The 23,432-nt window shown below is 52.9% G+C and carries 21 protein-coding genes; 10 read left to right on the forward strand and 11 right to left on the reverse strand.

Annotated features, from left to right (window positions below):
• Positions 1 to 19: 19 nt before the first annotated feature.
• The 6 genes from J4E70_RS01625 to J4E70_RS01650 all read right to left on the reverse strand — a co-directional run bounded on the left by J4E70_RS01625 (position 20) and on the right by J4E70_RS01650 (position 4,617).
• A complete protein-coding gene (locus J4E70_RS01625; RefSeq protein WP_213887312.1) occupies positions 20 to 724 on the reverse strand; it encodes a helix-turn-helix transcriptional regulator in 705 nt (234 codons plus the stop codon).
• 2 nt (positions 725 to 726) lie between these two features.
• Entirely contained in the window at positions 727 to 1,101 is a 375-nt protein-coding gene (locus tag J4E70_RS01630) for a VOC family protein (protein ID WP_213887313.1), read from the reverse strand.
• 128 nt (positions 1,102 to 1,229) lie between these two features.
• A complete protein-coding gene (locus tag J4E70_RS01635) occupies positions 1,230 to 1,595 on the reverse strand; it encodes a cupin domain-containing protein (protein WP_213887314.1) in 366 nt (121 codons plus the stop codon).
• A gap of 202 nt (positions 1,596 to 1,797) precedes the next feature.
• Positions 1,798 to 3,315, reverse strand: coding sequence for an ABC-F family ATP-binding cassette domain-containing protein (locus J4E70_RS01640; protein ID WP_213887315.1), 1,518 nt, complete (start codon positions 3,313 to 3,315; stop codon positions 1,798 to 1,800).
• A gap of 508 nt (positions 3,316 to 3,823) precedes the next feature.
• A complete protein-coding gene (locus J4E70_RS19665) occupies positions 3,824 to 3,961 on the reverse strand; it encodes a DUF2798 domain-containing protein (protein WP_213887316.1) in 138 nt (45 codons plus the stop codon).
• A gap of 62 nt (positions 3,962 to 4,023) precedes the next feature.
• On the reverse strand, positions 4,024 to 4,617 hold the full coding sequence (locus tag J4E70_RS01650; protein WP_213887757.1) for a DUF1285 domain-containing protein: 594 nt from the start codon (positions 4,615 to 4,617) through the stop codon (positions 4,024 to 4,026).
• A gap of 72 nt (positions 4,618 to 4,689) precedes the next feature.
• Between J4E70_RS01650 and J4E70_RS01655 the strand changes: the two genes are divergently transcribed.
• The 4 genes from J4E70_RS01655 to J4E70_RS01670 are packed head-to-tail and all read left to right on the forward strand — an operon-like array spanning position 4,690 to position 11,415.
• Positions 4,690 to 5,697, forward strand: a complete 1,008-nt coding sequence (locus J4E70_RS01655) for an AAA family ATPase (RefSeq protein WP_213887317.1) — start codon at positions 4,690 to 4,692, stop codon at positions 5,695 to 5,697.
• Positions 5,694 to 6,569, forward strand: coding sequence for a DUF58 domain-containing protein (locus J4E70_RS01660; RefSeq protein WP_213887318.1), 876 nt, complete (start codon positions 5,694 to 5,696; stop codon positions 6,567 to 6,569). The genes J4E70_RS01655 and J4E70_RS01660 overlap by 4 nt, the downstream gene beginning before the upstream one ends.
• Positions 6,569 to 9,328: a DUF4159 domain-containing protein gene (locus J4E70_RS01665; RefSeq protein WP_213887319.1), complete on the forward strand. Its 2,760-nt coding sequence runs from the start codon at positions 6,569 to 6,571 to the stop codon at positions 9,326 to 9,328. The genes J4E70_RS01660 and J4E70_RS01665 overlap by 1 nt, the downstream gene beginning before the upstream one ends.
• 2 nt (positions 9,329 to 9,330) lie before the next feature.
• Positions 9,331 to 11,415, forward strand: a complete 2,085-nt coding sequence (locus J4E70_RS01670) for a hypothetical protein (RefSeq protein WP_213887320.1) — start codon at positions 9,331 to 9,333, stop codon at positions 11,413 to 11,415.
• A gap of 113 nt (positions 11,416 to 11,528) precedes the next feature.
• Here J4E70_RS01670 and J4E70_RS01675 read toward each other — a convergent pair whose 3' ends face one another.
• Together J4E70_RS01675 and J4E70_RS01680 are read right to left on the reverse strand one after the other, a co-directional pair.
• Positions 11,529 to 11,879, reverse strand: a complete 351-nt coding sequence (locus J4E70_RS01675) for a hypothetical protein (RefSeq protein WP_213887321.1) — start codon at positions 11,877 to 11,879, stop codon at positions 11,529 to 11,531.
• A complete protein-coding gene (locus tag J4E70_RS01680) occupies positions 11,876 to 12,592 on the reverse strand; it encodes a DUF599 domain-containing protein (protein WP_213887322.1) in 717 nt (238 codons plus the stop codon). The genes J4E70_RS01675 and J4E70_RS01680 overlap by 4 nt, the downstream gene beginning before the upstream one ends.
• 110 nt (positions 12,593 to 12,702) lie before the next feature.
• On the opposite strand from J4E70_RS01680, the gene J4E70_RS01685 reads away from it, so the two are divergent.
• From J4E70_RS01685 to J4E70_RS01710, 6 genes are all read left to right on the forward strand, one after another.
• A complete protein-coding gene (locus J4E70_RS01685; protein WP_213887323.1) occupies positions 12,703 to 14,136 on the forward strand; it encodes an FAD-linked oxidase C-terminal domain-containing protein in 1,434 nt (477 codons plus the stop codon).
• A gap of 105 nt (positions 14,137 to 14,241) precedes the next feature.
• Positions 14,242 to 15,369 (forward strand): FAD-binding protein, encoded by a 1,128-nt coding sequence (locus J4E70_RS01690; protein WP_213887324.1) that lies wholly within the window; start codon positions 14,242 to 14,244, stop codon positions 15,367 to 15,369.
• A gap of 49 nt (positions 15,370 to 15,418) precedes the next feature.
• On the forward strand, positions 15,419 to 16,744 hold the full coding sequence (glcF, locus tag J4E70_RS01695; protein ID WP_213887325.1) for a glycolate oxidase subunit GlcF: 1,326 nt from the start codon (positions 15,419 to 15,421) through the stop codon (positions 16,742 to 16,744).
• A 59-nt stretch (positions 16,745 to 16,803) separates the two neighbouring features.
• Complete coding sequence (locus J4E70_RS01700; RefSeq protein ID WP_213887326.1) at positions 16,804 to 17,619, forward strand: trypsin-like serine peptidase; 816 nt, start codon at positions 16,804 to 16,806, stop codon at positions 17,617 to 17,619.
• 125 nt (positions 17,620 to 17,744) lie between these two features.
• Positions 17,745 to 18,197, forward strand: coding sequence for an Hsp20 family protein (locus J4E70_RS01705; protein WP_213887327.1), 453 nt, complete (start codon positions 17,745 to 17,747; stop codon positions 18,195 to 18,197).
• A 124-nt stretch (positions 18,198 to 18,321) separates the two neighbouring features.
• A complete protein-coding gene (locus J4E70_RS01710) occupies positions 18,322 to 19,065 on the forward strand; it encodes a glutamine amidotransferase (protein ID WP_213887328.1) in 744 nt (247 codons plus the stop codon).
• Positions 19,066 to 19,164: 99 nt separating this feature from the next.
• On the opposite strand, the gene J4E70_RS01715 is transcribed toward J4E70_RS01710, so the two are convergent.
• The 3 genes from J4E70_RS01715 to J4E70_RS01725 form a co-directional block, all read right to left on the reverse strand.
• Complete coding sequence (locus tag J4E70_RS01715) at positions 19,165 to 21,210, reverse strand: vWA domain-containing protein (protein WP_213887329.1); 2,046 nt, start codon at positions 21,208 to 21,210, stop codon at positions 19,165 to 19,167.
• Positions 21,207 to 21,746 carry an RNA polymerase sigma factor gene (locus J4E70_RS01720; protein ID WP_213887330.1) on the reverse strand — a complete coding sequence of 180 codons (540 nt, stop codon included), beginning with the start codon at positions 21,744 to 21,746 and terminating at the stop codon, positions 21,207 to 21,209. The genes J4E70_RS01715 and J4E70_RS01720 overlap by 4 nt, the downstream gene beginning before the upstream one ends.
• A gap of 144 nt (positions 21,747 to 21,890) precedes the next feature.
• On the reverse strand, positions 21,891 to 23,369 hold the full coding sequence (locus J4E70_RS01725) for an NAD-dependent succinate-semialdehyde dehydrogenase (protein ID WP_213887331.1): 1,479 nt from the start codon (positions 23,367 to 23,369) through the stop codon (positions 21,891 to 21,893).
• Between the last annotated feature and the right edge of the window lie 63 nt (positions 23,370 to 23,432).

The raw sequence follows: 23,432 nt of genomic DNA on the forward strand, positions 1-23,432 counted from the left end.
CGAAACCTAGATCGGCGCTTCAAATCTGACGCCAGCCCGCTCCGGCATCTCTGCGATCAGTTTTGTGAAAATCAGAAAGGGTTTTGCCAGGTTCAGTTCTGAAACTGTCCAGTTCGATCAGCTCTGCAATCCTGTCCGCACGAAACACCCGGAAGCCGTTTCGCAGTTCGCACCATGTGACCAGTGTCCAGACTTTCCCCCAAAACCAAAGTCCGAGGGGGCGAACGGTTCGTGATGTTTGGCTGCCTTCAGCATCACCGTAGATCATTTCTAACCGTGTACGGCTATCGATTGCGTGTTCCAGTAAATCAAGACGCTCACGCAATTCTTCGTTCATGTCTGGCATCGGAATCGCGTGAACCTGAACTGCGTTTGCCCGATCACGTTCAGTGTCTGGCAAAACAGCGCTGATTTTCACCAAGGCTTCCTGAGCGGCCTCGGCCATTGATGCGCCACCCCACGCGCGGATCATCCGGGCCCCCGCCACCAGCGCGACAATTTCATCGCGGTTGAACATAAGTGGAGGCAAATCATAACCGTCGCGCATCAGATAACCGACACCGGCTTCGCCATCTATAGGCACGCCCGAACCGATAAGATCAGCGATATAGCGGTAAATTGTACGTTCTGAAACTTCGAGCCTTTCTGAAAGAACCCGGGCCGTAAGCAACCGACCACCGCGCAGATATTGTACTATCTGAAAAAGGCGGTCGGCCCGGCGCATGGTTATGCAGCCTCAAACATGCCGATGGAGTTCCCGTCAGGGTCCAGCCCGTAGACAAAACGCCCAACCGGAATTGTGACCGGTGGACTGAGCACTTCTCCTCCGGCCTTTTTGAACCTTTCTACCGTTGGTTCCAGCGCATCTGGTACAGCCAGATGCAGGGTTGCCCCGGTCCCGTCAGAGGCAGGTTTCCCGGGATAAAGATGCGCTGCGGTCCCAGTTCCATCTGCGGTCGGCAAAATTGCAATCGGATTTGGACCGGTGTCGTCAATTGTCAGGGTGTAGTTGAAAACAGTTTTGTAAAATTCCATTGCGCTTGGCAGGTTGGTTACTGGAATTTCCGCCCAAACAAGGGCATTTTGGGGTTGGAACGTCATCTTGGTCATCTTTCCTGTGTTAGTGATATAATGACCATCGCACACCCCTGCTGACAACGGGGTGTCAGGAGTGTTCGCGAAATTGTGACAGTCCCGGTTTTCTTTTCCCCCGCAAGGTGAAGGGTCTCTTACTCCGAGATCATATAGAATTTGTGCAGGGTTTTTGTGATCTCCCAGATGCATTTCGTGCCTTTGGCAATGAAAAACGTGTCACCCGCCGTGAAAGTATCTGAAGACCCATCGGCGTTCGTCAGCGTGACAGAGCCCGAAATGACCGTCATCATTTCATCTACCGGATATGCCTCGATCTCTTCACGACACGGGGCGCATTTCCAGACGCCCGATGAGATACCCGTTTCCGAATTGTTGTAGGCTTCGTGAATTAGTTCGGTTTTGTCGGTCTTCGTGAAAAGCTCTGGCGGAACAAGATCTGAAGGTTGAAACCCGGTTTTAGGGTCTCCGTCCGGCAGTAGCCTGATTACGTTCAAAGTCATTTATTCCCCTCCGGATTGAAATTGGTCTTTTGTGCAGACCATCCAATTTACAACATTAGTTAGATCACTTAGTGATGGCCAGTGCTGTAGCCCAAATCATGCTATCCACACTGGATAAAGCAGCAGTTCGCCGCAGCCACATCAATGTCGATTTGTGCCGCAACGCATCACTGTCAGAGATCAGTGCGCCAGACCATTCTTCCTACGTTGCACCCATTTCGCCGCTCAAGAACGGCTCCGGGCTATCCACTTCTTCCAGTTTCTTGCCGTTAATCCACCAAAACCGATTGCCCACATGTCGCAGGAAGCTTCGATCATGGCTCACCAACAGGCAGGAAGCACTATGTGTAATTAGCTCATCTTCCAACGCTTCCTGCCCTTCGATATCCAGATGATTAGTTGGTTCATCAAGCAGGTAGAAATTTGGGTTCTTGAGCCGCATGACCAACATCGCCAATCGGGCTTTTTGTCCACCTGATAATGCACCAATCTTGGTGTCCTGCATCTGAATCGTGACGCCCGCACCCGCTAAAACCCCTCGTGCGCGTTGATCGCCAATATCAAATTGCCCCGTTACCATGCTCATAGGGGTGTCGGTATCGGCAAGCTGGCTCAGGTGTTGGTCAGAATAGGCAGGTACAATTGACGGTGCACATCTCACTATATCATCCGCACCTGTCAACGCCCGCTGTATCATCTTGATCAGCTGTGTTTTGCCAGCGCCATTGGCGCCCAGCAATACGATACGGTCGCCTTGAGAAATCCATTTCTGCCCCGTCTTGTAAAGCAACTGTCCATCGGGCGTTTCAACCGGAACGTCAGCCAATGTGATCAGAGCTTTAGCGTGAGTGCCGCTGTTAACCAGTCTGATGTCGCCCGCGCTTTGCTCTTGGTGGGCAGGCTTGGCGGCCGCCTCCAACTTGGCGGCTCGTTCGGTCAGTTGCTTGGTTTTGGTTAGCAATAGATCAGAACCCGAGTTAACTCCGACATTTTTCAATTTCGCGGCCTGTTTGCGCAGTTGCTGGGCTTTGTTCAGGTCATTGGCAAAGCGGCGCTCATCGGCAGCGTCGGCTTCATCTAATGCGATACGTGCAGCGGTGAAGGGCAGCTGAAATACGCGTGACCGCTCGGGTCGCAAAAACAACGTACGATTGGTTGTTGCGTCCAGAAACGCCCGATCATGCGAAATAATTACGACCGGCACGTCGCAGGGTAAAGCGGCCAACCATTCTTCCAGCAGTCCTATGCGATGCAAATCCAGATGATTGGTCGGTTCATCCAGCAGCAACACATCTGGTTCTGTAATCCAGACCGCCGCCAGCATTGCAGTGCGTTGCCATCCGCCACTGAGTTGGTTCAATGGTTTATGCTGCAATTCATATGGTACCTTTAGATCATTCAGGACGACATCTACACGCCAGTTTTCATATTCGGCCTGTTCAGTGGAGAGCGCAGCCAACACCCAATCATAAAGTGTCATTGCCAACGCGTCATCCGGCACATCCTGTTTCACATAACCAACGCGTAAACCACGCGCGCGCGTGATTTCTCCGGTGGTTTGTTCAAACAGACCTGCCAAACAGCCAAGTAAAGTGGTTTTACCGCGCCCGTTTGCGGCAACCAGTCCTATACGGTCGGCTTTGGATATAGTCAGATTCAGGTCGGAAAAAAGAGTGTCGCTAAGGGTTACACCCAAAGCACTGATATTGATAATTGTCATTTGAAACTCAGGTCAAACAAAGGTGGCCGCAGCACGGCTTGGGGCAGACCGATAGTGAAACTATTCTCGGGCCAGCCCTGCAAACGAGTTTACAGGGCGAAACGGGGACCATGCTGAAGTCGGCGGATGATACGCATGCTCAGCTTGTGCCCTCCCATTGTTGATTGTGACCTTATGAAGCCATTCTAGAAAACATGACTGATCCTGGCAACAGTCTCTTTGTGTGCAGCCATTCGTATTGGTTTCTCCTGTCTCTCAATGTCAGTAACTTTAAAGTAGACGATGGCAACTTCGGGCGCACCGTGACCATTCATACCCAGCGCAGCAAACAGTAATTTGGACTCGAAACGGTAGTTCGCTGCTTGAGTGATTGTCTATTTGGAGCCGAAATTGTAACCGGGTGGCGTAAGACAACGCTAGTTTAGATTCTGGTCATTAGTCCAACAAACCTGCGTACCATGGGCGAGACGATAAGGATCATCACGAATGCAATCGCCTAGGCTGGCTTTCATGCGTTCATCCACAGACTGATATAATCGCTTACAATTCCGATAGTGCGGTATGTTGCGACGGCTGCAACAACGAATGACATCAAGCCGGACCCCAAAAACCCAAACAGAAACAGTGCAAATTTTTTCGGAAGCATAGGAAGTCTTAGAGTCGGGACGAAGTCGCGCGTTATGTTGTGAGTGGTTAGATAGGCGCGTTTCAGCTTTCGCCAAGTTCTGCCGATGCAATAATCGGAAAAAACTTCCCGCCGGACCAGACGCCGAACCAGCTTGTGCCCTCAACATTCTCGTGACAGCCGATGTCGACAAGACGGTAAAAACTTTTCCTGTCAATAAGCGCCTCAAGATTGGCGCGGATCAGAACATAAGGTGATGGCTCGCCCGTTTCGGGGTCACGCGCAACGCGTATCGGATGATCAGGGCCTGCTTCTGCTGTGTCATCGACTTGTGTTGTAAAGGTCAGGGTTTGATCGCTTCCAGTTCCCGAAACCTCAAAATCAACGGCAACGAAAGGGGCATCATCAACGGTAATGCCAACCTTTTCGACAGGTGTGACGAGGAAATAATCATCACCGTCTTTCCGAATGATTGACGAGAAAAGTTTGACCAGCTCTTTGCGGCCCATCGGTGTGCCAAGGTACCACCAGGTTCCATCACGCGCGATGCGCATATCCAGATCGCCGCAGAATGGCGGATTCCATAGATGCACCGGTGGTGGCCCCTTTTTTCCTGCCGCTTTCGCCGCTGATACGAGGTTTTCCGCCGATGGTTTCACAATCTTTTGTCCAGACATCGCTTTTGTCATTTGTTTCTCAGAAGATAACAGCCTTTAATACGCAGATATAGATGTTAAGGGAGTCATGCCATGGCTGAGGCCGAAAATCTTGTTGCAGACATTGAGGCGCTGGGTGAAAAACTTGCGCTGGCAAAGGCCAGTATTACCAAGCGTTTTATCGGACAAGAACGGGTCGTAGACCTTGCATTGACGGCCTTGCTGTGTGGTGGCCATGGTTTGCTGATCGGGTTGCCCGGACTTGGCAAGACGCTTTTGGTCGACACACTGGCAAAAGTGATGGGGCTTGACGGCAATCGCATTCAGTTCACGCCTGATCTGATGCCTGCTGATATCCTCGGCTCAGAAGTGCTGGAAAAGAAAAAGGGCGGAGAGCGGGCATTCCGTTTCATCGAGGGTCCGGTTTTTTGCCAGCTTTTAATGGCGGATGAGATCAACCGTGCAAGCCCAAGAACGCAATCTGCCCTATTGCAGGCAATGCAGGAAAAGGAAGTCACCATTGCGGGTGAGCATCGCGCGCTTGGTGTACCCTTTCATGTTCTTGCAACACAAAACCCGATTGAGCAGGAGGGCACTTATCCTTTGCCAGAGGCGCAGCTTGATCGGTTTCTTGTGCAGATTGATGTTGATTATCCTGATCGCGACACAGAGCGCGACATTTTGTTGGCGACAACCGGGATAGAAGAAGCCGTTTCTGAACAGGTGTTTACTGACAAGGAATTGCTGAAAGCGCAAACTCTATTGCGACGGATGCCTGTCGGGGAAGCAGTGGTCGAGACAATTCTTGATCTTGTCAGGGCATTCCGACCTGAGGAAGCTGGTGTGGCACAGATTGTGCGAGATTCAGTTGCCTGGGGGCCGGGGCCAAGAGCGGCACAGGCTTTGATGCTGACTGTCAGGGCGCAAGCGTTGCTTGAAGGGCGGCTCGTGCCTTCTGCTGAAGATGTTGTGAAAATGGCGCGGCCCGTACTGTCCCATCGGATGGCGCTTACCTTCGCGGCGCGCGCACGGGGCGAAGAGCTAGGTTCATTGATTGAGAGAATTTCCGAAGAGGTAATGAGAATCGAGGCTGCTGCGTGAAGACAGCTCGTCATCTTCGACGCGGCGCGGCAGAGCTCGCCGCACCTTTACCCCCGCTTCTTGCAGAAGCAGAAAAGCTGGCGGCGACGGTTTTGCTGGGTGAGCATAGCCGCAGGCAGGCAGGTGCGGGTGACGAATTCTGGCAGTACCGTCCGGCCGTCGAAGGTGATGAGACCCGACAAATTGATTGGCGGCGTTCTGCCAAATCTGACGTACACTTTATCCGCCAAAGGGAATGGCAAGCTGCACAAAGTGTTCTTCTTTGGCCTGATACCGCAGCATCGATGGATTTTTCATCAGATAAAAACCTGCCAGAAAAGGGCGCACGCGCGAAGGTATTGGCGTTGGCTGCGTCCATTTTATTGGTACGTGCGGGCGAACGCGTTGGTCTGGCAGATAGCGATACCCCGCCCAGATCTGGTGAGGCTCAATTGCTTCGAATGGCGGAAACACTGTCGTTTGAAGAAAGTGACAGGGACTATGGCGCGCCACAGTTGACAGGTTTGCGGCCAAATGTTCGGGCGGTGTTCTTGTCAGATTTTCTGGGTGATTTTGCGCCGGTTGAAGCGGCCCTTACCAAAGCAGCAGACAGAGGCGTGCGTGGGGCATTGCTTCAGATACTTGATCCTCAGGAAGAAGCTTTTCCGTTTGATGGCCGTACCATTTTTGAGAGTATGGCCGGAAAGCTGAGGCATGAAACGCTTAAGGCGAGCGATCTTCGCGGGCGCTATCTTGATCGCTTGGCGGCGCGTAAAGATGCGTTGCGGTCTTTGGCGCGTGCGACCGGCTGGCACTTTGAGTGCCGCCACACAAACCAAGGAGCGCAATCCGCATTGTTATGGCTTTATCGTTCACTGGAACGGAGAAACTGATGGTGATGTTTGGTCCCGTTGGATTTGCGCTGCCGTGGCTGCTTTGGGCTTTGGTCGCGCTCCCTATTCTTTGGTTTATTTTGCGCGCTATTCCCCCGGCCCCAATTCGGCGGCGGTTCCCCGGTGTTGCGCTTTTGCTGGGACTTACTGACGACGAAAGCCTGAGTGATAAAACGCCGTGGTGGTTGTTGCTTTTGCGGATGTTGGCGGTGGCTGCAATCATCATTGGTTTTGCGGGTCCGGTCCTAAACCCGGAATCCGCACGCAGCGGTGACGGGCCACTTATGATTGTTGTTGATGGTACATGGGCCGACGCACGAGATTGGCGCGCTAGGCAAGACCGGATCGCAGGTTTGCTGGCTGAAGCCGGACGTGCTGGACGGCCCGTTGCCGTAATGACCCTGACAGAGCCTGATAAAGGGCCGGTGCTATTTCAAGCGGCCGGCGTCTGGGCAGAGCGTTTGGCGGGTGTTCAGCCACGTCCATGGGAACCTAACTTAGAAGAGCTGGAAAACTGGCTGGCGGAACTGGGAGACGCAGAGTTCGAGACCTTTTGGATATCCGACGGCCTGGAACGTTCTGGCCGCGCAGAATTGTTGGAATCTTTGGAAACGTACGGCGCTGTCACGGTCTTTGAAGGAGAAAATACAGTTCATGCACTTAGGCCGGTTGTCTTCGAAGATGGCGTTGTTAAGGTAGAGGCCATACGCTCTGAAACTGGGGAAGCCAGGGATTTTTCAATTTCGGCAATCGGGCTTGACCCCAGCGGTCAGGAACGTGAGCTGGCACGCGCTGATCTCCGTTTTGGATTGGGTGAGGAAACGGCTGATGTGGCTTTTAGCCTTCCCCCGGAACTTCGAAACAGGATCTCCCGGTTTGCATTAGTTGGCGTGCGTTCAGCCGCAGCAGTGACGCTGGCCGATGACAGTTTGCGCCGTCGTGAGGTTGCCCTAATTGCCGGGCGTGAAGACCGCGAAGGGTTGGAACTGCTTTCACCGCTTCACTACCTCAAGAAGGCCTTGGTACCGACGGCAGATTTGATTGATGGGGTGCTGAGCGATGTCTTGCTGGCAAATCCGGATGTGATTGTCCTCGCGGATGTCGCAACTTTGTCAGAAGGTGAATCGCGCGATGTCGCTGAATGGGTTGCTAAGGGTGGGTTGCTGTTGCGCTTTGCCGGTCCCCGGCTTGCAGCAAGTGATATCAGTCGGGACAGCGAAGATATTCTGATGCCTGTGAGGCTGCGGCGCGGTGGGCGCAGCGTTGGCGGCGCGATGAGTTGGGGATCGCCCAAAGGGCTTTTACCTTTTGCAGAAGACACCGTGTTTTACGGACTTGAAATACCTGATGACGTTCGTGTTAACGCGCAGGTAGTTGCCCAGCCTGACCCGGAACTGGCTGAGCGTGTGATCGCCTCGCTTACGGATGGCACGCCTTTGGTAACACGCAAAGCTTTGGGTGACGGGCAGGTCGTCTTGTTTCACGTTACAGCGAATGCGGAATGGTCAACATTACCTTTGTCCGGGCTGTTCGTAGGTATGCTCGAACGGCTGGCAGTTTCTAGCGGATCTTTTGATCGTGGTGAGGAAGATCTGGCAAGCACGACCTGGGTTGCAGAAAAAGTCTTGGATGCCTTTGGCCAGTTGGATGATGCTGGCGCGATGGCGGGTATCGCTGGCGAGACTTTGGCCGCTGGCAAACCGATGCGAGCGATGCCACCTGGTCTTTACGCAAGCCGCGACAGGCGAATAGCCTTGAATGCAATCGATCAGGAAACGGAACTGAAAACGACCAGCTGGCCTGTTGGTCAGCGTGTTGAAGGGCTTGGTCGCGCGGCTGAAACCGCTTTGAAAAGTATGTTTTTAATGGCGGCACTTCTTTTCTTGCTAGTTGATATATTTGCGTCGCTCGGGCTTGCCGGGCGTCTTCGAGGCCCTCGCGTAAGTAATGCTGCAGCTGTCCTGCTTTGCGTGATGTTAATAGCACCTGAGGCGCGCGCGCAGGATGATTTTGCAATTATTGCAACCTCTGAGGTGGTGCTAGCACATGTTATTACGGGCAATGGCGAAATTGATCGCGTCGCTCGGGCAGGGTTGGTAGGTCTTTCACAAGTGCTGAACAGCCGTACGTCGATTGAACCTGCACCTCCGATCTCGATTGATCTTGAGCGTGATGAGCTTTCGTTCTTTCCCTTCCTTTATTGGCCGGTAACACCAGATCAGCCGCTTCCGTCAGATGAGGCATATGGAAAGTTGAACCGGTATCTACGCAACGGCGGCATGATCCTTTTTGATACAAGAGACAGTGATATTGCTGGTGGGCGTGGCGGAGGCCCGAACGGGCAGAAGTTGCAACAACTGGCCTGGTCACTTGATATTCCCCCGCTCGAACGTGTTCCGGCCGACCATGTTCTGACTCGCACGTTTTACCTGTTGCAAGATTTTCCCGGCCGCTACGCGAGCCGGAATGTCTGGGTCGAAGCTGCACCCCCTGATGCAGAACAGGTCGAGGGAATGCCATTTCGCAACCTAAACGACGGGGTGACGCCGGTTGTGATCGGCGGTAATGACTGGGCCTCTGCCTGGGCGGTCGATGATGGGGGCAATCGGATGTTTCCAATCGGACGTGGGTATGCGGGTGAAAGACAACGTGAGATCGCTAAGCGGTTTGGCGTCAATCTGATCATGCATGTGCTGACTGGAAACTACAAATCGGATCAGGTTCACGTTCCCGCTTTGCTGGATCGGCTGGGGCAATGAACATGGCGAACAGCATTATTTTTGACCCCCTTTTACCCTGGAGTATCTTGGCTTCAGTTTCTGCTGTTATGGTGATCGCGCTTTGCTTTGCGCTTTGGCGTGGATTGGCGGGCTGGCCGTTGCGTGGCTGTGCAGTATTGATTTTAACCGGGGCTCTTTCGAACCCGTCCTGGCAACAAGAAGAACGCGAAGCTTTGTCTGATATTGTGCTGCTCGTGGTCGACAGCACCGCGAGCCAGGGAATTGGCGAACGAAGAGAGCAGAGCGCCGCGGCGCTTGAGCGAATGAAAGAACGCATAGAGGCGCGCGCAGATACAGAGTTGCGTGTTGCTACGCTGCTCGATGGTGAAAGAGACACCGGATCATTGCTGATGGCCGCGTTGTCTGAGGCCCTGGCAGATATACCAAGCGATCGGTTGGCAGGTGTGTTTCTGCTAACGGACGGGCAAATTCACGATGCTGAACTCGCACCTGATTTACCTGCGCCGCTTCACGCATTGTTGTCAGGACGCGCGACAGATTGGGACCGTAGGCTTGTTGTAAAAAACGCGCCCGCCTTTGCCATCCTGGGTGAGCAGCTAACGCTCACGCTTAGGATTGAAGACCAGGGAGCGGTGCCTCTGGGTATACGACAAACCGCTGATCTGCACATTTCAATAGACGGGCAGGACCCGCAGGTATTTGAAATTCCTATTGGGGAAAATCTGGATTTGCCTCTGACCTTGCCCCATGGCGGGATGAATACCTTGCAGTTCAGCACACCCGAAATGCCCGAAGAGCTTACGGACCGGAATAACGCCGCGATCGTTCAGATTAACGGGGTGCGAGACCGTTTGAGGGTTTTATTGGTCTCTGGCGAGCCGCACCCCGGTGAGCGTACATGGCGTAATTTGCTGAAGTCGGACAGTTCAGTTGATCTGGTGCACTTCACGATTTTACGGCCACCTGAAAAGCAGGATGGCGTGCCCGTGAACGAGTTGTCGCTGATTGCGTTTCCAACGCGTGAGCTGTTTTTGGAGAAGATTGACGAGTTCGATCTTATCATTTTCGACCGTTACAAGCGGCGCGGGATATTGCCGGAAATTTATCTGGAAAACGTGCGCCGATACGTTGAACGCGGGGGTGCGGTTCTGGTTGCGGCAGGTGTTGATTTTGCATCGGCTGACAGTCTTTATCATTCGCCGCTAGCGCAAATTTTGCCTGCGCGACCAACGGCACGGGTGATCGAAGAAGGGTTTACACCACAGATTTCGCTAACAGGTCAAAGGCACCCCGTAACCGAAGGGCTCGAGACTTTTGCCCCGGAACGGGAGAACGTCGAACCTGGTACAGGTCCCGGATGGGGAAGGTGGTTCAGGCTCGTTGAGTTGCAGCCGTCCGAAAGCGGACAAACCGTTATGACCGGGACAGAAGATAAACCATTGCTCGTACTTGATCGAGTTGGCGAAGGTCGTGTTGCGCTATTGGCATCGGACCAGTCATGGCTTTGGACACGCGGGTATGAAGGAGGCGGACCACAGCTTGAGCTACTACGCAGGTTAGCGCATTGGATGATGAAAGAACCGGAACTTGAAGAAGAAGCGCTTTGGGCTGAAGCACGCGGTCAATCGATGACTGTTATCCGGCGAACTCTCGAAGATTCTGCTGCTGATGTTGAGATCACAACGCCAGGTGGCGAACTTGTGACTGTGCCCATGGCGCAAACTGCCCCAGGACGCTACCAAGCTGATTTTGATGGACCGGAGATTGGGTTGTACCGTCTTTCGGATGGTACGAAAGACGCAGTCATTGCGCTTGGCCCGGCTGCGCCGCGCGAGTTTGTGCAAACGATTGCAACTGGTGATGTCCTGGCACCAGTCGTTGACGAGACCCGAGGTGGGGTTGTTAAGCTTGAAGAGGGTCTTCCGGGTTTGCGGAATGTACGCTGGGGCCGCCCGGCAGCCGGGCGAGGCTGGGTCGGTCTGACCCCACGCGGCGCTTATCTGACCACAGATGTGACTGTTCATCCCCTATTGCCGGCGTGGCTGTCTTTGCTCTTAGCCGCAGCGTTTATGCTTGGTGCCTGGCTGCGCGAGGGGCGACGGTAACGATTATTGAGGCGCGTTCCGCGCCACATCTTCTGGCACTTCGTGCAGATTTGCGCTCCGCGCGGGGATATTTTTGGAAGAAGAAATTGCTTCTTTCCAAATGATCAGTTGAGCTATGGCAATTTGAACTCTGTCCGTGACTCTGCCCAGCCTTCTACATTGGTGCGCGCACGTATGTAGACTGTTGTTATGTTATCGGGAATCACGATCCCGGACTGGGAGCGCGTAAAGGGCTGCTCTGTAACATGTGGATGCCCCAGTACGCGAATTCCAAGCTCCTCACCGTCAGATGTTTCGATACGCCAACCGTCTGCGTAGTCGTCCCAACCGGTGTCTTTGTGGCGTAGTGTTACTGAAAACGTCCAGCCCAATGCTGTAGGCGTTGCGGTGATCTGCTCAACAGAGGGTGCGTCTGCGAGGGAAGGTGTCGCAACAAGTGACAAGAGCAATGCGAGATATTTCATTCTTTGGACGTGTCCTGTGTATGTGACGGTAAAAGAATTGTGCGTGAATGAGAGGCGAACTCGCGCCGCCACAGCATGATCAGCGTTATCGCGACCGCAACGATGAGTGCCCATGCGCCAAGTAACCAAGCGACGGCCGACAGGGCAAAATAGATAGATCGCATGCCGCGGTTGAAACTGCGCGATGCCGTAATGTTTATTTCTGCAGCCTGTGCTGCCCGAACCGCTGCGTCTGGGTCTGTCGGGTCATTGGGAACAGACGCCATGACGACAGCACAATACCCGAACAGACGGAGCGACCATACAAATTTCAGAAACGCGTTGGCAACGAAAAGTAAGATGACCAATAGTTTAACTTCCCAAACGATTGCCGGAGCCGCCTGAAGGGTCAGGTCGCTGGCGACTCCAAGCAGGCTTTCAGTATTTCCAATCAGAGCAAGCCCACCGCCAATTGCTATCATACAGGCTGACGCAAAAAATGATGCGCCCTGCCGCATAATTGAGAGGATATTTGAATCAAAAATGCGTGGATCGCGTGTTATAAGTTGTTCAAACCATGCGCGCCGATAGTCAGCCATCAATGTAGCGACCGAGGGTCGTTTAGCACCGGGGTTTTCGATAAGAAGATCAATACCCGCCCATGCAATGACAAGAAGGCAAACGGAGAAAACATCAAGCGCATTGAAAAACTGTAGTCGTTCGATAAGTTCCATGTTTGCACTCTAGTCTTAAGGGAATCTACTTGCCAGACGTGAAAATTGGTTATATTTAATTACCAATTATAGTGTTGAGACCAATTATAGTGTTGAGTTGGAGACTGCTGATGGAGATGCCGACCCCTGATCCGGCCATATTGGCTAAGAAGGAAATTATTGTGGCGCGGCTGCGCGAAGTGCTGCCGCATGACGCGGTGATTGACGCTCCGGAAGAGACGCGCGCTTATGAATGCGATGCACTGACGGCTTATAAGTGCCCGCCTCTCTGCGTGGTCTTGCCTGCATCCACAGAAGAGGTGTCAGCGGTTTTAAAGGTTTGTCAGGCCGAAGGGGTCCCCGTGGTTCCACGAGGGTCTGGTACGTCTCTGGCAGGCGGCGCATTGCCAACTGCTGACTGTGTCATTTTGGGTGTGGCACGGCTGAATGAAGTGTTAGACACAGACTACGAAAACAGGACGATACGGGTTCAGAGCGGGCGCACGAACCTGAGTGTTTCCGGGGCGGTCGAAGAAGAAGGTTTCTTTTACGCGCCAGATCCTTCGTCTCAGCTAGCCTGCGCAATTGCAGGTAATATTGCTATGAATTCAGGTGGAGCGCATTGCCTGAAATACGGGGTGACGACAAACAATCTGCTTGGCGTTACACTTGTGCTTATGGACGGCACGGTCGTTGAGATTGGCGGTGCGCATCTTGACGCTGGTGGCTTGGACTTGCTGGGCCTGATCTGTGGGTCCGAAGGTCAGCTTGGTGTTGTAACGGAAGCGACGTTGCGGATATTGCGTAAACCTGAAGGGGCACGGCCTGTCTTGATGGGGTTCGACAGTAACGAAGTTGCGGGGGCCTGCGTCAGTGACATCATTAAGGCAGGTGTTTTACCAGTCGCAATTGAATTTATGGATCGGCCTTGCATACGTGCGTGTGAGGCCTTTGCCGGGGCGGGTTACCCGGATGTCGAAGCCTTACTTATTGTTGAAGTCGAAGGGTCAGGCGCGGAAATTGAACATCAGTTGGGACTGATCATGGAAATTGCCCGCCGCCATAACCCTGTTGAGTTGCGCGAAAGTAAATCTGCCGAGGAAAGCGCAAAAATCTGGCTTGGGCGCAAATCTGCATTTGGCGCGATGGGTCAGATCAACGATTACATGTGTCTGGATGGAACAATTCCGGTGACGAGCCTGCCGTTCGTTCTGCGCAGGATCGGCGAGTTGTCGAAAGAATACGGGCTTGATGTGGCGAATGTTTTCCATGCAGGTGACGGAAACATGCACCCGCTTATTTTGTTTGATGCGAATAAACCCGGAGATTTGGAACTGTGCGAAGAATTCGGCGCAGATATTCTGCGGCTATGCGTTGAGGCAGGGGGGTGTCTGACCGGAGAACATGGGGTTGGTGTGGAAAAGCGTGACCTTATGTACGATCAGTTTACCGCCGAGGACATTGAAGTTCAGCTTCGGGTGAAAGATGTGTTCGATCCGGAATGGTTGTTGAACCCGGCTAAAGTTTTTCCACTGAAGTCGACAGCGTCGCGGAGAGCCGCGTGAGACCTTGTTTAGGCTACAGACGGGGGCTTTCTGCCCCCTCTTGCCCTTACGGGCAATTCACCCCCGAGGATGTATTCGGGAAAAAGAAATTCAAGGAAGTGTGTAATGCGCCCGGATAATGAAGCAAATCTGGCAGAAATGATCTGGGATGTTCAGGAGTCCGTTCGCATTCGGGGTGGTGGAACGCGCGCTGTTGGATTCGTTGCTGAGAGCGATTTACTGGATCTGTCAGGACTGTCTGGTATCACATTATATGAGCCGGGCGCGCTGACAATGGTTGCGCAGGCAGGCACTCCTTTGGCAGAAATCGAGGCAGCACTTTCTGCTGAAGGCCAGCGGTTGGCGTTTGAGCCTATGGATCACCGTGGTTTGTTGAGCACAAAGGGAACGCCCACAATTGGTGGTGTCGTTGCTGCGAATGTTTCCGGCCCGAGGCGTATTCAGGTTGGTGCAGCGCGCGATTTTTTGCTTGGCGTTCGATTTGTGGATGGGCAGGGTACGGTTATCAAAAACGGCGGCCGCGTCATGAAGAATGTGACCGGGTACGATTTGGTTAAGCTCTTGGCTGGTAGCTACGGCACGCTTGGCGCAATGAGCGAGGTTTCATTCAAAGTGCTGCCGAAAGTAGAAAGTACAGGTGTCGTTTTGATAAATGGTCTGAGCGACAGAGACGCGGTGCGCGCACTTTCGCAGGCCTTAGGCTCACCTTATGAAGTTTCCGGCGCAGCTCATGCGCCGAAGGGGATTGATGGGCATCCGGTGACAATGATCCGGCTGGAGGGTTTTGAGAATTCGGTTTCCTATCGTTTAGCTGAAATGCAGAAATTATTGGGTGGTTTTGGTGAAACTGTGGTCGAAAGAGACCCAGAAAGAACCACAGCTGGCTGGAAATGGGTGCGTGATGTTGAAGCATTTCACAATCAGGAAGGGGATGTTTGGCGAATTTCTGTCAAACCTTCCGATGCACCGGAGCTCGCAGCGCGCGCAGAGGCTGATGGGGTTTTGTATGATTGGGGCGGCGGTCTGGTATGGGTCCTTTTGCCAAAAGGGACAGACCTGCGTGCGCGTCTCGGGGAATTTGGTGGCCATGCAACGCTCGTTCGCGCGGACGACAAAACCAAAAAACAGCTTGGAACATTTCATCCGGAACCTACCCCGCTGGCCGCAATCAGCGCAGGATTACGCGCGAAATTTGACCCCAACGGAATTTTCAATCCGGGCTTGATGGGTTGATTGAATTGAAGTGTCCCAACGGGCGTGACGGGTTTTTCTGAGGAACGAAATGCAAACCAACTTTACCCCTGAGCAGATGAAAGACCCGGCGATAGAGCGTGCGAATGAGATTTTGCGCAGTTGCGTACATTGTGGTTTTTGTACCGCGACATGTCCGACATATCAGGTGCTTGGGGATGAGCTTGATTCACCGCGTGGTCGGATTTACCTGATCAAAGAAATGCTGGAAACTGGCCGGCCAGCCGATGAGAAGACGGTTAAACATATTGATCGCTGTCTTTCCTGCCTTGCCTGCATGACGACCTGCCCGTCCGGGGTGCACTACATGCATCTGGTTGATCAGGCGCGTGCCTACATTGAAAAGACGTATAAGCGGCCCTTTTCGGACAGGGCGCTACGGTGGTTGCTTGCGCGCATTCTTCCCTATCCAACGCGGTTTCGTTTGGCCTTGCTTGGCGCAAAGATCGGACGACCTTTCGCTGGTTTGATGCCGGATGCGCGCCTTAAAGCGATGCTCGAGATGGCGCCGAAGAAAATTCCGCCAGTCAGCCGCAATGATGATCCGCAGGTTTTTAAGGCGATCGGGGAGCGTAAGAAACGTGTCGCGCTTATGACGGGCTGTGCACAAAAGGCGCTTAATACCGATATCAACGATGCCACCATCAGGCTGCTACAGCGGTTAGGTTGCGACGTGGTGATTGCGCGCGGAATGGGGTGTTGTGGGGCTTTGGTGCATCACATGGGCAAAGAAGAAGAAAGTCACGAGGCCGCTGCAAAGAACATTTCGGCATGGATGGCAGAGGTGAAAGGTGACGGTCTGGATGCGATTGTCATCAACACCTCCGGATGTGGCACAACCGTCAAAGACTATGGACATATGTTCCGCAATGACCTGTTGGCTGCGGATGCTGCAAAGGTGTCGGAACTGGCGATGGATGTGAGCGAAGTTCTGATGCAACTCGATCTGCCTGAAGGTGCGGACAAAGGTTTACGCGTTGCCTATCATGCAGCTTGTTCATTGCAACATGGCCAGCAGATCAAAACGTATCCCAAAACACTATTGAAACGCGCTGGGTTTACAGTTTTGGAGCCGGCCGATGCGCATCTTTGCTGCGGCTCGGCAGGGACTTACAACCTCATGCAGCCGGAAATTTCCAAAGAACTGAAAGCACGAAAAATAAAAACCCTTGAGGCAAAGACACCGGATATCATCGCAGCTGGAAATATCGGGTGCATGATGCAGATCGGTTCGGGAACAGAAGTTCCGATTGTGCATTCAGTCGAATTGCTGGATTGGGCGACAGGCGGCCCCAAGCCCCCGGCTCTCAGCGAAGAGGGTAAGAAGCACCCCCCGAATGTGCCAATTCTAAGATAGATTTCTGCCGTAATCCTGCCGTAAGCACCCACTAGTGTGGCTTGGTTATAGGAGAGATCATGCGCGTTTTTCTAACAATTTTTGCATTTTTACTGAGCTTTTCGACATCTGCCTTTGCAGAGGACCCAAGCCCATTGCGTCAACTTATGACAGGCGATGACAGTCGCGGTTGGGAAGCCGTCGGAAGATTGAACATTGGAAGAAGTGGCATGTGCACCGGTGCGTTGATTGCGCCAGATCTGGTGCTTACCGCGGCCCATTGCGTTTATGACAAACATACCCACCGCATGGTTGACGCAACTCAGATTGAGTTTTTGGCCGGGCTTCGCAACGGCCGTGCCTCTGCCTATCGCTGGGTGGAAAGCGCAATGGTACACCCCGACTATTTTTACGATCCGGATGGCCGCCCTCAAATGCGTAACGATATTGCACTGCTTCGGCTGGTTCAACCAATTCGAAACGGTTCAATTGTACCTTTTGAAACCTATGATCGCCCTTCAAAGGGTGATGAGGTTGGTGTTGTGTCCTATGCCCATGATCGTATGGAAACACCAGCATTTCAGGAATCCTGCTTTGTCCTCGCGCGGCAGTCAGGTACACTTGTTATGTCTTGTGACGTAGATTTCGGGTCTTCGGGCGCCCCTGTGTTCACAATTGTTGATGGCATCCCAAAGATCGTATCCGTTGTTTCTGCTAAAGCAGAGCTTGATACCAGGCGTGTGGCGATTGGCGCTTCTCTTGATGGTGCACTTCCTGAATTGCTGCTCGCTATGCAAAACGATTTGCGTCCCCCAACGCCGGAAGGTCCGGTTATCCGGCGTATCGGCCAAGGCCGCGCGCAGCAAGGATCAGGCGCAAAATTCGTACGTCCATAGGGGACTTGAAAGCCGATTTTTTCGACATATTTTATGTGTAGCAGGTGCCGAAGGTCGGGCCTGTTACATGCGAATGCCTGTCCAATGTGGAAGGCAGAACTGTTGTTGCTCTAAGGAGGATAACCATGCGAGCTTATGATTTTTCACCACTTCACCGCGCGACTGTCGGTTTTGATCAAATTGCTGATTTGATGGACCGTGTTTTGACAAGCGATGTAAGCCAACCAACCTATCCCCCATATAATATCGAAAAAACAGCTGATGATGCGTATCGTATTTCGTTGGCCGTTGCAGGGTTCACTGACGCAGACCTGAATGTCGAAGTTCGTGACAACGCACTGATCGTTTCAGCCCGCAAAGAGAAGGATGAAACGCAGCGGGCCTTTTTGCACAGGGGTATCGCGACACGTGCGTTTGAGCGGCGATTCCATCTTGCAGACCATATGCGTGTCACAGGTGCGAGCCACGTTGATGGAATGCTTCATATCGATCTGATCCGCGAAGTGCCCGAAGCCCTGAAGCCGCGCCGTATCGAAATTGCGTCGTCAGGTGCAAAAGTGCTCGAAGCAGCTGAGTAATCTAGTGCTTTAAATTGTTGTTAAGGCGCGCCGTTTCGCGGCGCGTCTTTTTTGATGCGTTCCAAGCCCCTGATCTCTGTGGTAAGGAACGAAAAGTTGATCCAATCTGAGAATTTTAATTCCTATGAAGCCTTTTCTGATCCTGCAACTGCGCCCTGAACCGGAAGCCTCTGACAGTGAATTTGCAGCCTTTCTGAAAAAGGGTGAACTAAGCGAAGATCAAGTTCACAGAATTCGACTGGATCAGGAGGATATCCCGCAAAACCTGGACCTTGATTGTTTTTCGGGGATCATCGTTGGCGGTGGGCCCGGATGTGTAAGCGACCCCCTTGAAAAAAAATCCGAAACAGAAGCACGGATAGAGCAAGCAGTTTTAGGCGCAATGCCAAAAATTATTGAGCACGACATTCCCTTTCTTGGATGTTGTTATGGTATTGGTGTGCTCGCTCATCATTTAGGGGCGACAGTCAGCAAAGAAAAATATGGCGAAGAGGTTGGAACCGCTGAATGTTCGGTGACGAACGAAGGTCGTAATGATCCTCTGCTTTCTGATGTACCGGAAAACTTCGGGGCCTTTGTTGGTCATAAAGAAGCGGTGCAGGAATTGCCCAAAGGATGCACTCATCTGCTGTCGTCCCCAACCTGTCCGTTTCAGATGATCCGCTACAAAGAAAATATTTATGCAACCCAGTTTCATCCAGAGGCGGATGGCGCGGAATTTGAAGCGCGTATTCATATTTACAAGCACAGAGGGTACTTTCCACCTGAAGACGCGGATCGGCTAATAAAACTTTGCCGGTCAGCAGATGTTCACGCACCAGAGGCGATTTTGCGGAATTTCGTAAACAGATACGCAGACGTCACCTGATTTCTTTATTCTGAAAATATCCCCGCCGGAGGCAAAATCCTTTGAAAGGATTTTCTGCTCTGCCACCGACGGGTCGCTTTAGATTGCCCTGTATCTACATCATTTCGATGAAAGCGTTTCAGCAAGGCGCATCAGTGTCACCGCTTCGCTGCGATACCCAAAGCTGTCGTCACCACGTGCGTCAGACGCCAGAGCAATCGCATCAGTATAAGTCCAGTCTCCGATGTAAGTACTGTTCCTCAGTAATTGGCCGAAACCGGCGATGGCGCTGGCAAACAAGATGTCTTCAGAAACAATACCAAGATCTTGCTGAATCGGTGTTTCGATCAGGTGGCTCACGTCCTCGCCCGGTGTTTTGTAGCGCAGCTTCAGAAACCCAAGCTCGGCAGAGCCGTTTGTCTCAGGTTCAGGTGCATAGCGCAGCGCATCGGTCAGAACAGCGTCAGAGCCAACAGGCGTTACTTCGTAAATCGCCGTCACTGAATGCCCTGCACCAATCTCACCCGCATCAACGGCATCATTGTTGAAGTCCTCGCGCCGCAAAGCACGGGTTTCATAACCAATCAACCGATATTCGGCAATCTGTGCCGGGTTGAACTCGACCTGAATTTTCACGTCGTTGGCAATTGGGAACAGTGCGCCGGAAAGCTGGTCAACCATCACCTTTTGGGCTTCTGACAAAGTGTCGATATATGCGGCCTGTCCGTTTCCGTTTTGCGCCAGCGCCTGCATGGTTGCATCATCCAGATTTCCGCGACCAAAACCTAAAACCGAAAGATAGGTGCCACTGTCGCGCTTGCCTTCGATATAGGTTTTCAATTCATCTGGGTCGTAAATTCCGACATTAAAATCACCGTCTGTTGCCAGGATTACCCGGCCAATCTCCCCGTCTTTTGACATGCCTTCGGCGACGGCATAAGCCTGCTGCAATCCAGCCTGCCCAGCGGTTGAACCACCGGCGCTGAGGTTGTTAAGCGCTTCCATTATTGTTGCACGCTCAGACGCAGGGGTTGGCTCAAGCACCTGCCCGGCACTGCCTGCATAGGTCACGATAGCAACCTGATCTTCCGGGCGCAGTTCTGTCAGCATCAACCGGAAACTCTGAATCAGTAGTGGCAGCTTGTCGGGCTGATTCATTGACCCGGAGGTGTCGATCAGAAACACCAGATTAAGGGGTGGGCGTTCTTCAGCCTCAGGAAGCTGACCCTGAATGCCGATGTGAACCAATTTGGTGCCTTCGTTCCAAGGGGTCGGCAGTACGGTCACGGTCTGGTTGAACGGAACATCCCCCTCTGGGCCCGCATAGGCATAGGGGAAATAGTTCACCATTTCTTCAACCCGGACAGAATCTGGATCTGGCAAATAACCATTCATCAGCGAAGACCGGACAACGGAGTAAGAGGCCGTGTCGACATCAATCGAAAAGGTCGAGACCGGGTTTTCCGACGTGATTTGAAGCGGGCTGGTTTCCTCGTTCGAAAACGCCTCTGTGTTTTCTTCGGGCTGAGGCGCAATAGCATCGGCAACAAACCCTTCCACCCTACGTTCGCGGGTAGCTAACGGAGCGGCGGCAAAAAGACCGCCCATAGGGGCTGATTCTCGAGCGACGGGTTCCGACATAAAGGGCTCTTCAACAAATATATCGAGCGCTGCGGAATTAGAGGTTGAATCCGAGAGTGATTGGGTCTGTGAGGGGGTACTTGTACTTGAAGGGGCTTGAAGTTCCTTACTCACATCTTCTTCCACAGCAGCAATTTCTTGCTCTACAACGGGCTCAGCTTGCGCCCTTTGCGAGGTGTCCTGATCCGTACTAACAACGGGTTCAAAAGTGGCGGGTGGCGTCAAAAGCCCTTTGTTTTCTGGGGCTAAAACAAGAACGATAAGCCCGATAGCTGCAAGGCTGGTAGTGGCGGTTAGCGCACCCTTCATGGAAATTGATTTAAGCATCGACATTACTCCTCTCATAAACCCCTTGGTTTCAGGGTGATCAGAGGTAAGACGTGCAGCATCGGTGGATTCTTGGGCGCGAGCGAAATTTTCTTTCGCCATCCGCAGGTTTGCCGCTTTTTTAGCGGGGTCAGGCGCGGGCGTCGCAGCACGCAGTGCGGCTTTCAGAGCGTCGAGGTCGTCAAATTTATCTGTCATGACTGAGCCTCCTTTTCATGAATGCGGCGCAGGTATTTTTTAACTTCGGACATGCGCCAGGCAACGGTGCCTTCCGATATGCCCAGCACGTCAGCGGCGTCGGATTGGGACAGCTCTTCACCCAGTATCAGTGCCACGGTGTCGCGCAGGTCAGGTGGCAGGGTTGTCATTGTCTGTGTCAGCCAGTCTATGTCTTGTTGCGTTTCGCGATTTTCCGCGCGACGGTTGACTTCCCAGTTGCCCCAGCCGTCCGCTGCGCGTGCATGGCTCGCCATACGGCGGCGGCGATCATGTGCAGCGTTCACGGTCACCCTGTAAAGCCAGGTGGTAAACCGCGCCGCACCGCGAAACCCATTCAGCTTTGCGGGTAGCGCTGCGCAAATGTCCTGTGTCAGGTCCTCTGCGTCAACGCGACTACCGGTGAGCCGAAAGGCAAAGCCAAACAGCCGGTCATAGTGACGTTCAACAAGCAGCGAGAAGGCAGAAGAATCTCCGCCTGCTGCTGCAATTGCCAAAGCTTCATCACTTGTTTTCATGCGCATCACATTGGGTATGACGCATGGCAAAGGTCAATCCTTGGCAGATTTTTAATTATTTTTGGCAAACAAGCAAAGGGCGCGGCCCAGGGACCGCGCCTTTTCTTACGTTCTGCAGAAATGAACTTGCGTCAGGTCAGCCGATCAGACCGACATGCAGAGATACTTCATCTCCAGATATTCTTCGATGCCGTGGTGTGACCCTTCGCGACCAAGACCGGACTGTTTGACACCGCCGAAAGGCGCAACTTCGGTTGAGATCAGACCGGTATTGATACCAACCATGCCATACTCCAGAGCTTCGGCCACTTTATAAACGCGGCTAAGGTCCTTTGCGTAGAAGTAGGAAGCGAGCCCGAAGATGGTGTCATTGGCCATCTCGATGACCTCTTCCTCTGTTTCAAATTTGAACAGTGGTGCAAGTGGGCCAAAGGTTTCGTCCTGTGCAACCATCATGTCTTGTGTCACGCCGGTTACGATTGTTGGCTCGTAGAATGTACCACCCAGGGTATGTGATTTCCCGCCCGCTGCTAGTTTGGCACCTTTTGATGTAGCGTCTGCAAGGTGCTCTTCGACCTTTGCAACAGCTTCGGTATTGATCAGTGGTCCAGTTGTTGTACCAGCAGTCAGGCCATCGCCGACATTGAGCTTAGCAACCGCTGCTGCCAGCTTCTCTGCAAAGGCATCGTAAACCCCGGCCTGAACGTATATGCGGTTCGCGCAGACGCAGGTCTGGCCGTTGTTGCGGAACTTGCAAATCATTGCACCTTCAACCGCAGCATCAAGATCAGCGTCGTCAAACACGATGAACGGTGCGTTGCCACCCAATTCCATCGAGCATTTCATGACTTGGTCAGCGGCCTGACGCAGCAAGATGCGCCCAACTTCGGTTGAGCCGGTGAATGTCAGTTTGCGCACAGTTGGGTTCTCGCAAAACTCTTTGCCGATCTCGGACGAGCGTGATGAAGGAATGACGGATAAAACGCCTTTTGGTATTCCGGCCCGGTCCGCGAGCACACCAAGCGCCAGCGCTGAAAGCGGCGTTTCCGCAGCTGGCCGCGCAACAAAAGCGCATCCCGCCGCCAAAGCTGGCGCAGCTTTACGTGTGATCATGGCGTTTGGGAAATTCCACGGGGTAATAGAGCCAACAACGCCGATTGGTTGTTTGATTACCGTTATGCGTTTGTCCGGCTGATGGCCCGGAATGGTTTCGCCGTAGGTGCGTTTTGCTTCTTCTGCGAACCATTCGACAAATGAGGCGCCATATATAATTTCGCCTTTGGCTTCGGCATGGGGCTTGCCCATTTCAGCCGTCAGAATTGTTGCAAGATCGTCAGCGTTGGCGATCATCAGGTCAAACCATTTGCGCAGAATGGCGGCACGTTCTTTTGCTGTTTGGGCGGCCCATTTCTTTTGCGCGATGCGCGCAGCTTCGATTGCACCGGCGGTTTGGGCGCGGCTAATGTCGGCAACGGAAACGATCACGTCACCGCGTGCAGGGTTTGACACATCAAAGGTTTCGCCGTTTTCGCCATCTACCCATTCTCCAGCAACATAACCCTTTGTCGCGAGAAGGGCCGGATCGTTAAGCAGATTTGCTAAATTTGTTACGGAATCGAGCATGAATGCCTCCATTTGATCATATTGCGCTGACAAAGCACGACAGGTAAGCCTTGTCCATACCAC

Source organism: Pseudohalocynthiibacter aestuariivivens, from assembly GCF_018457175.1.
GTDB lineage: Bacteria > Pseudomonadota > Alphaproteobacteria > Rhodobacterales > Rhodobacteraceae > Pseudohalocynthiibacter > Pseudohalocynthiibacter aestuariivivens.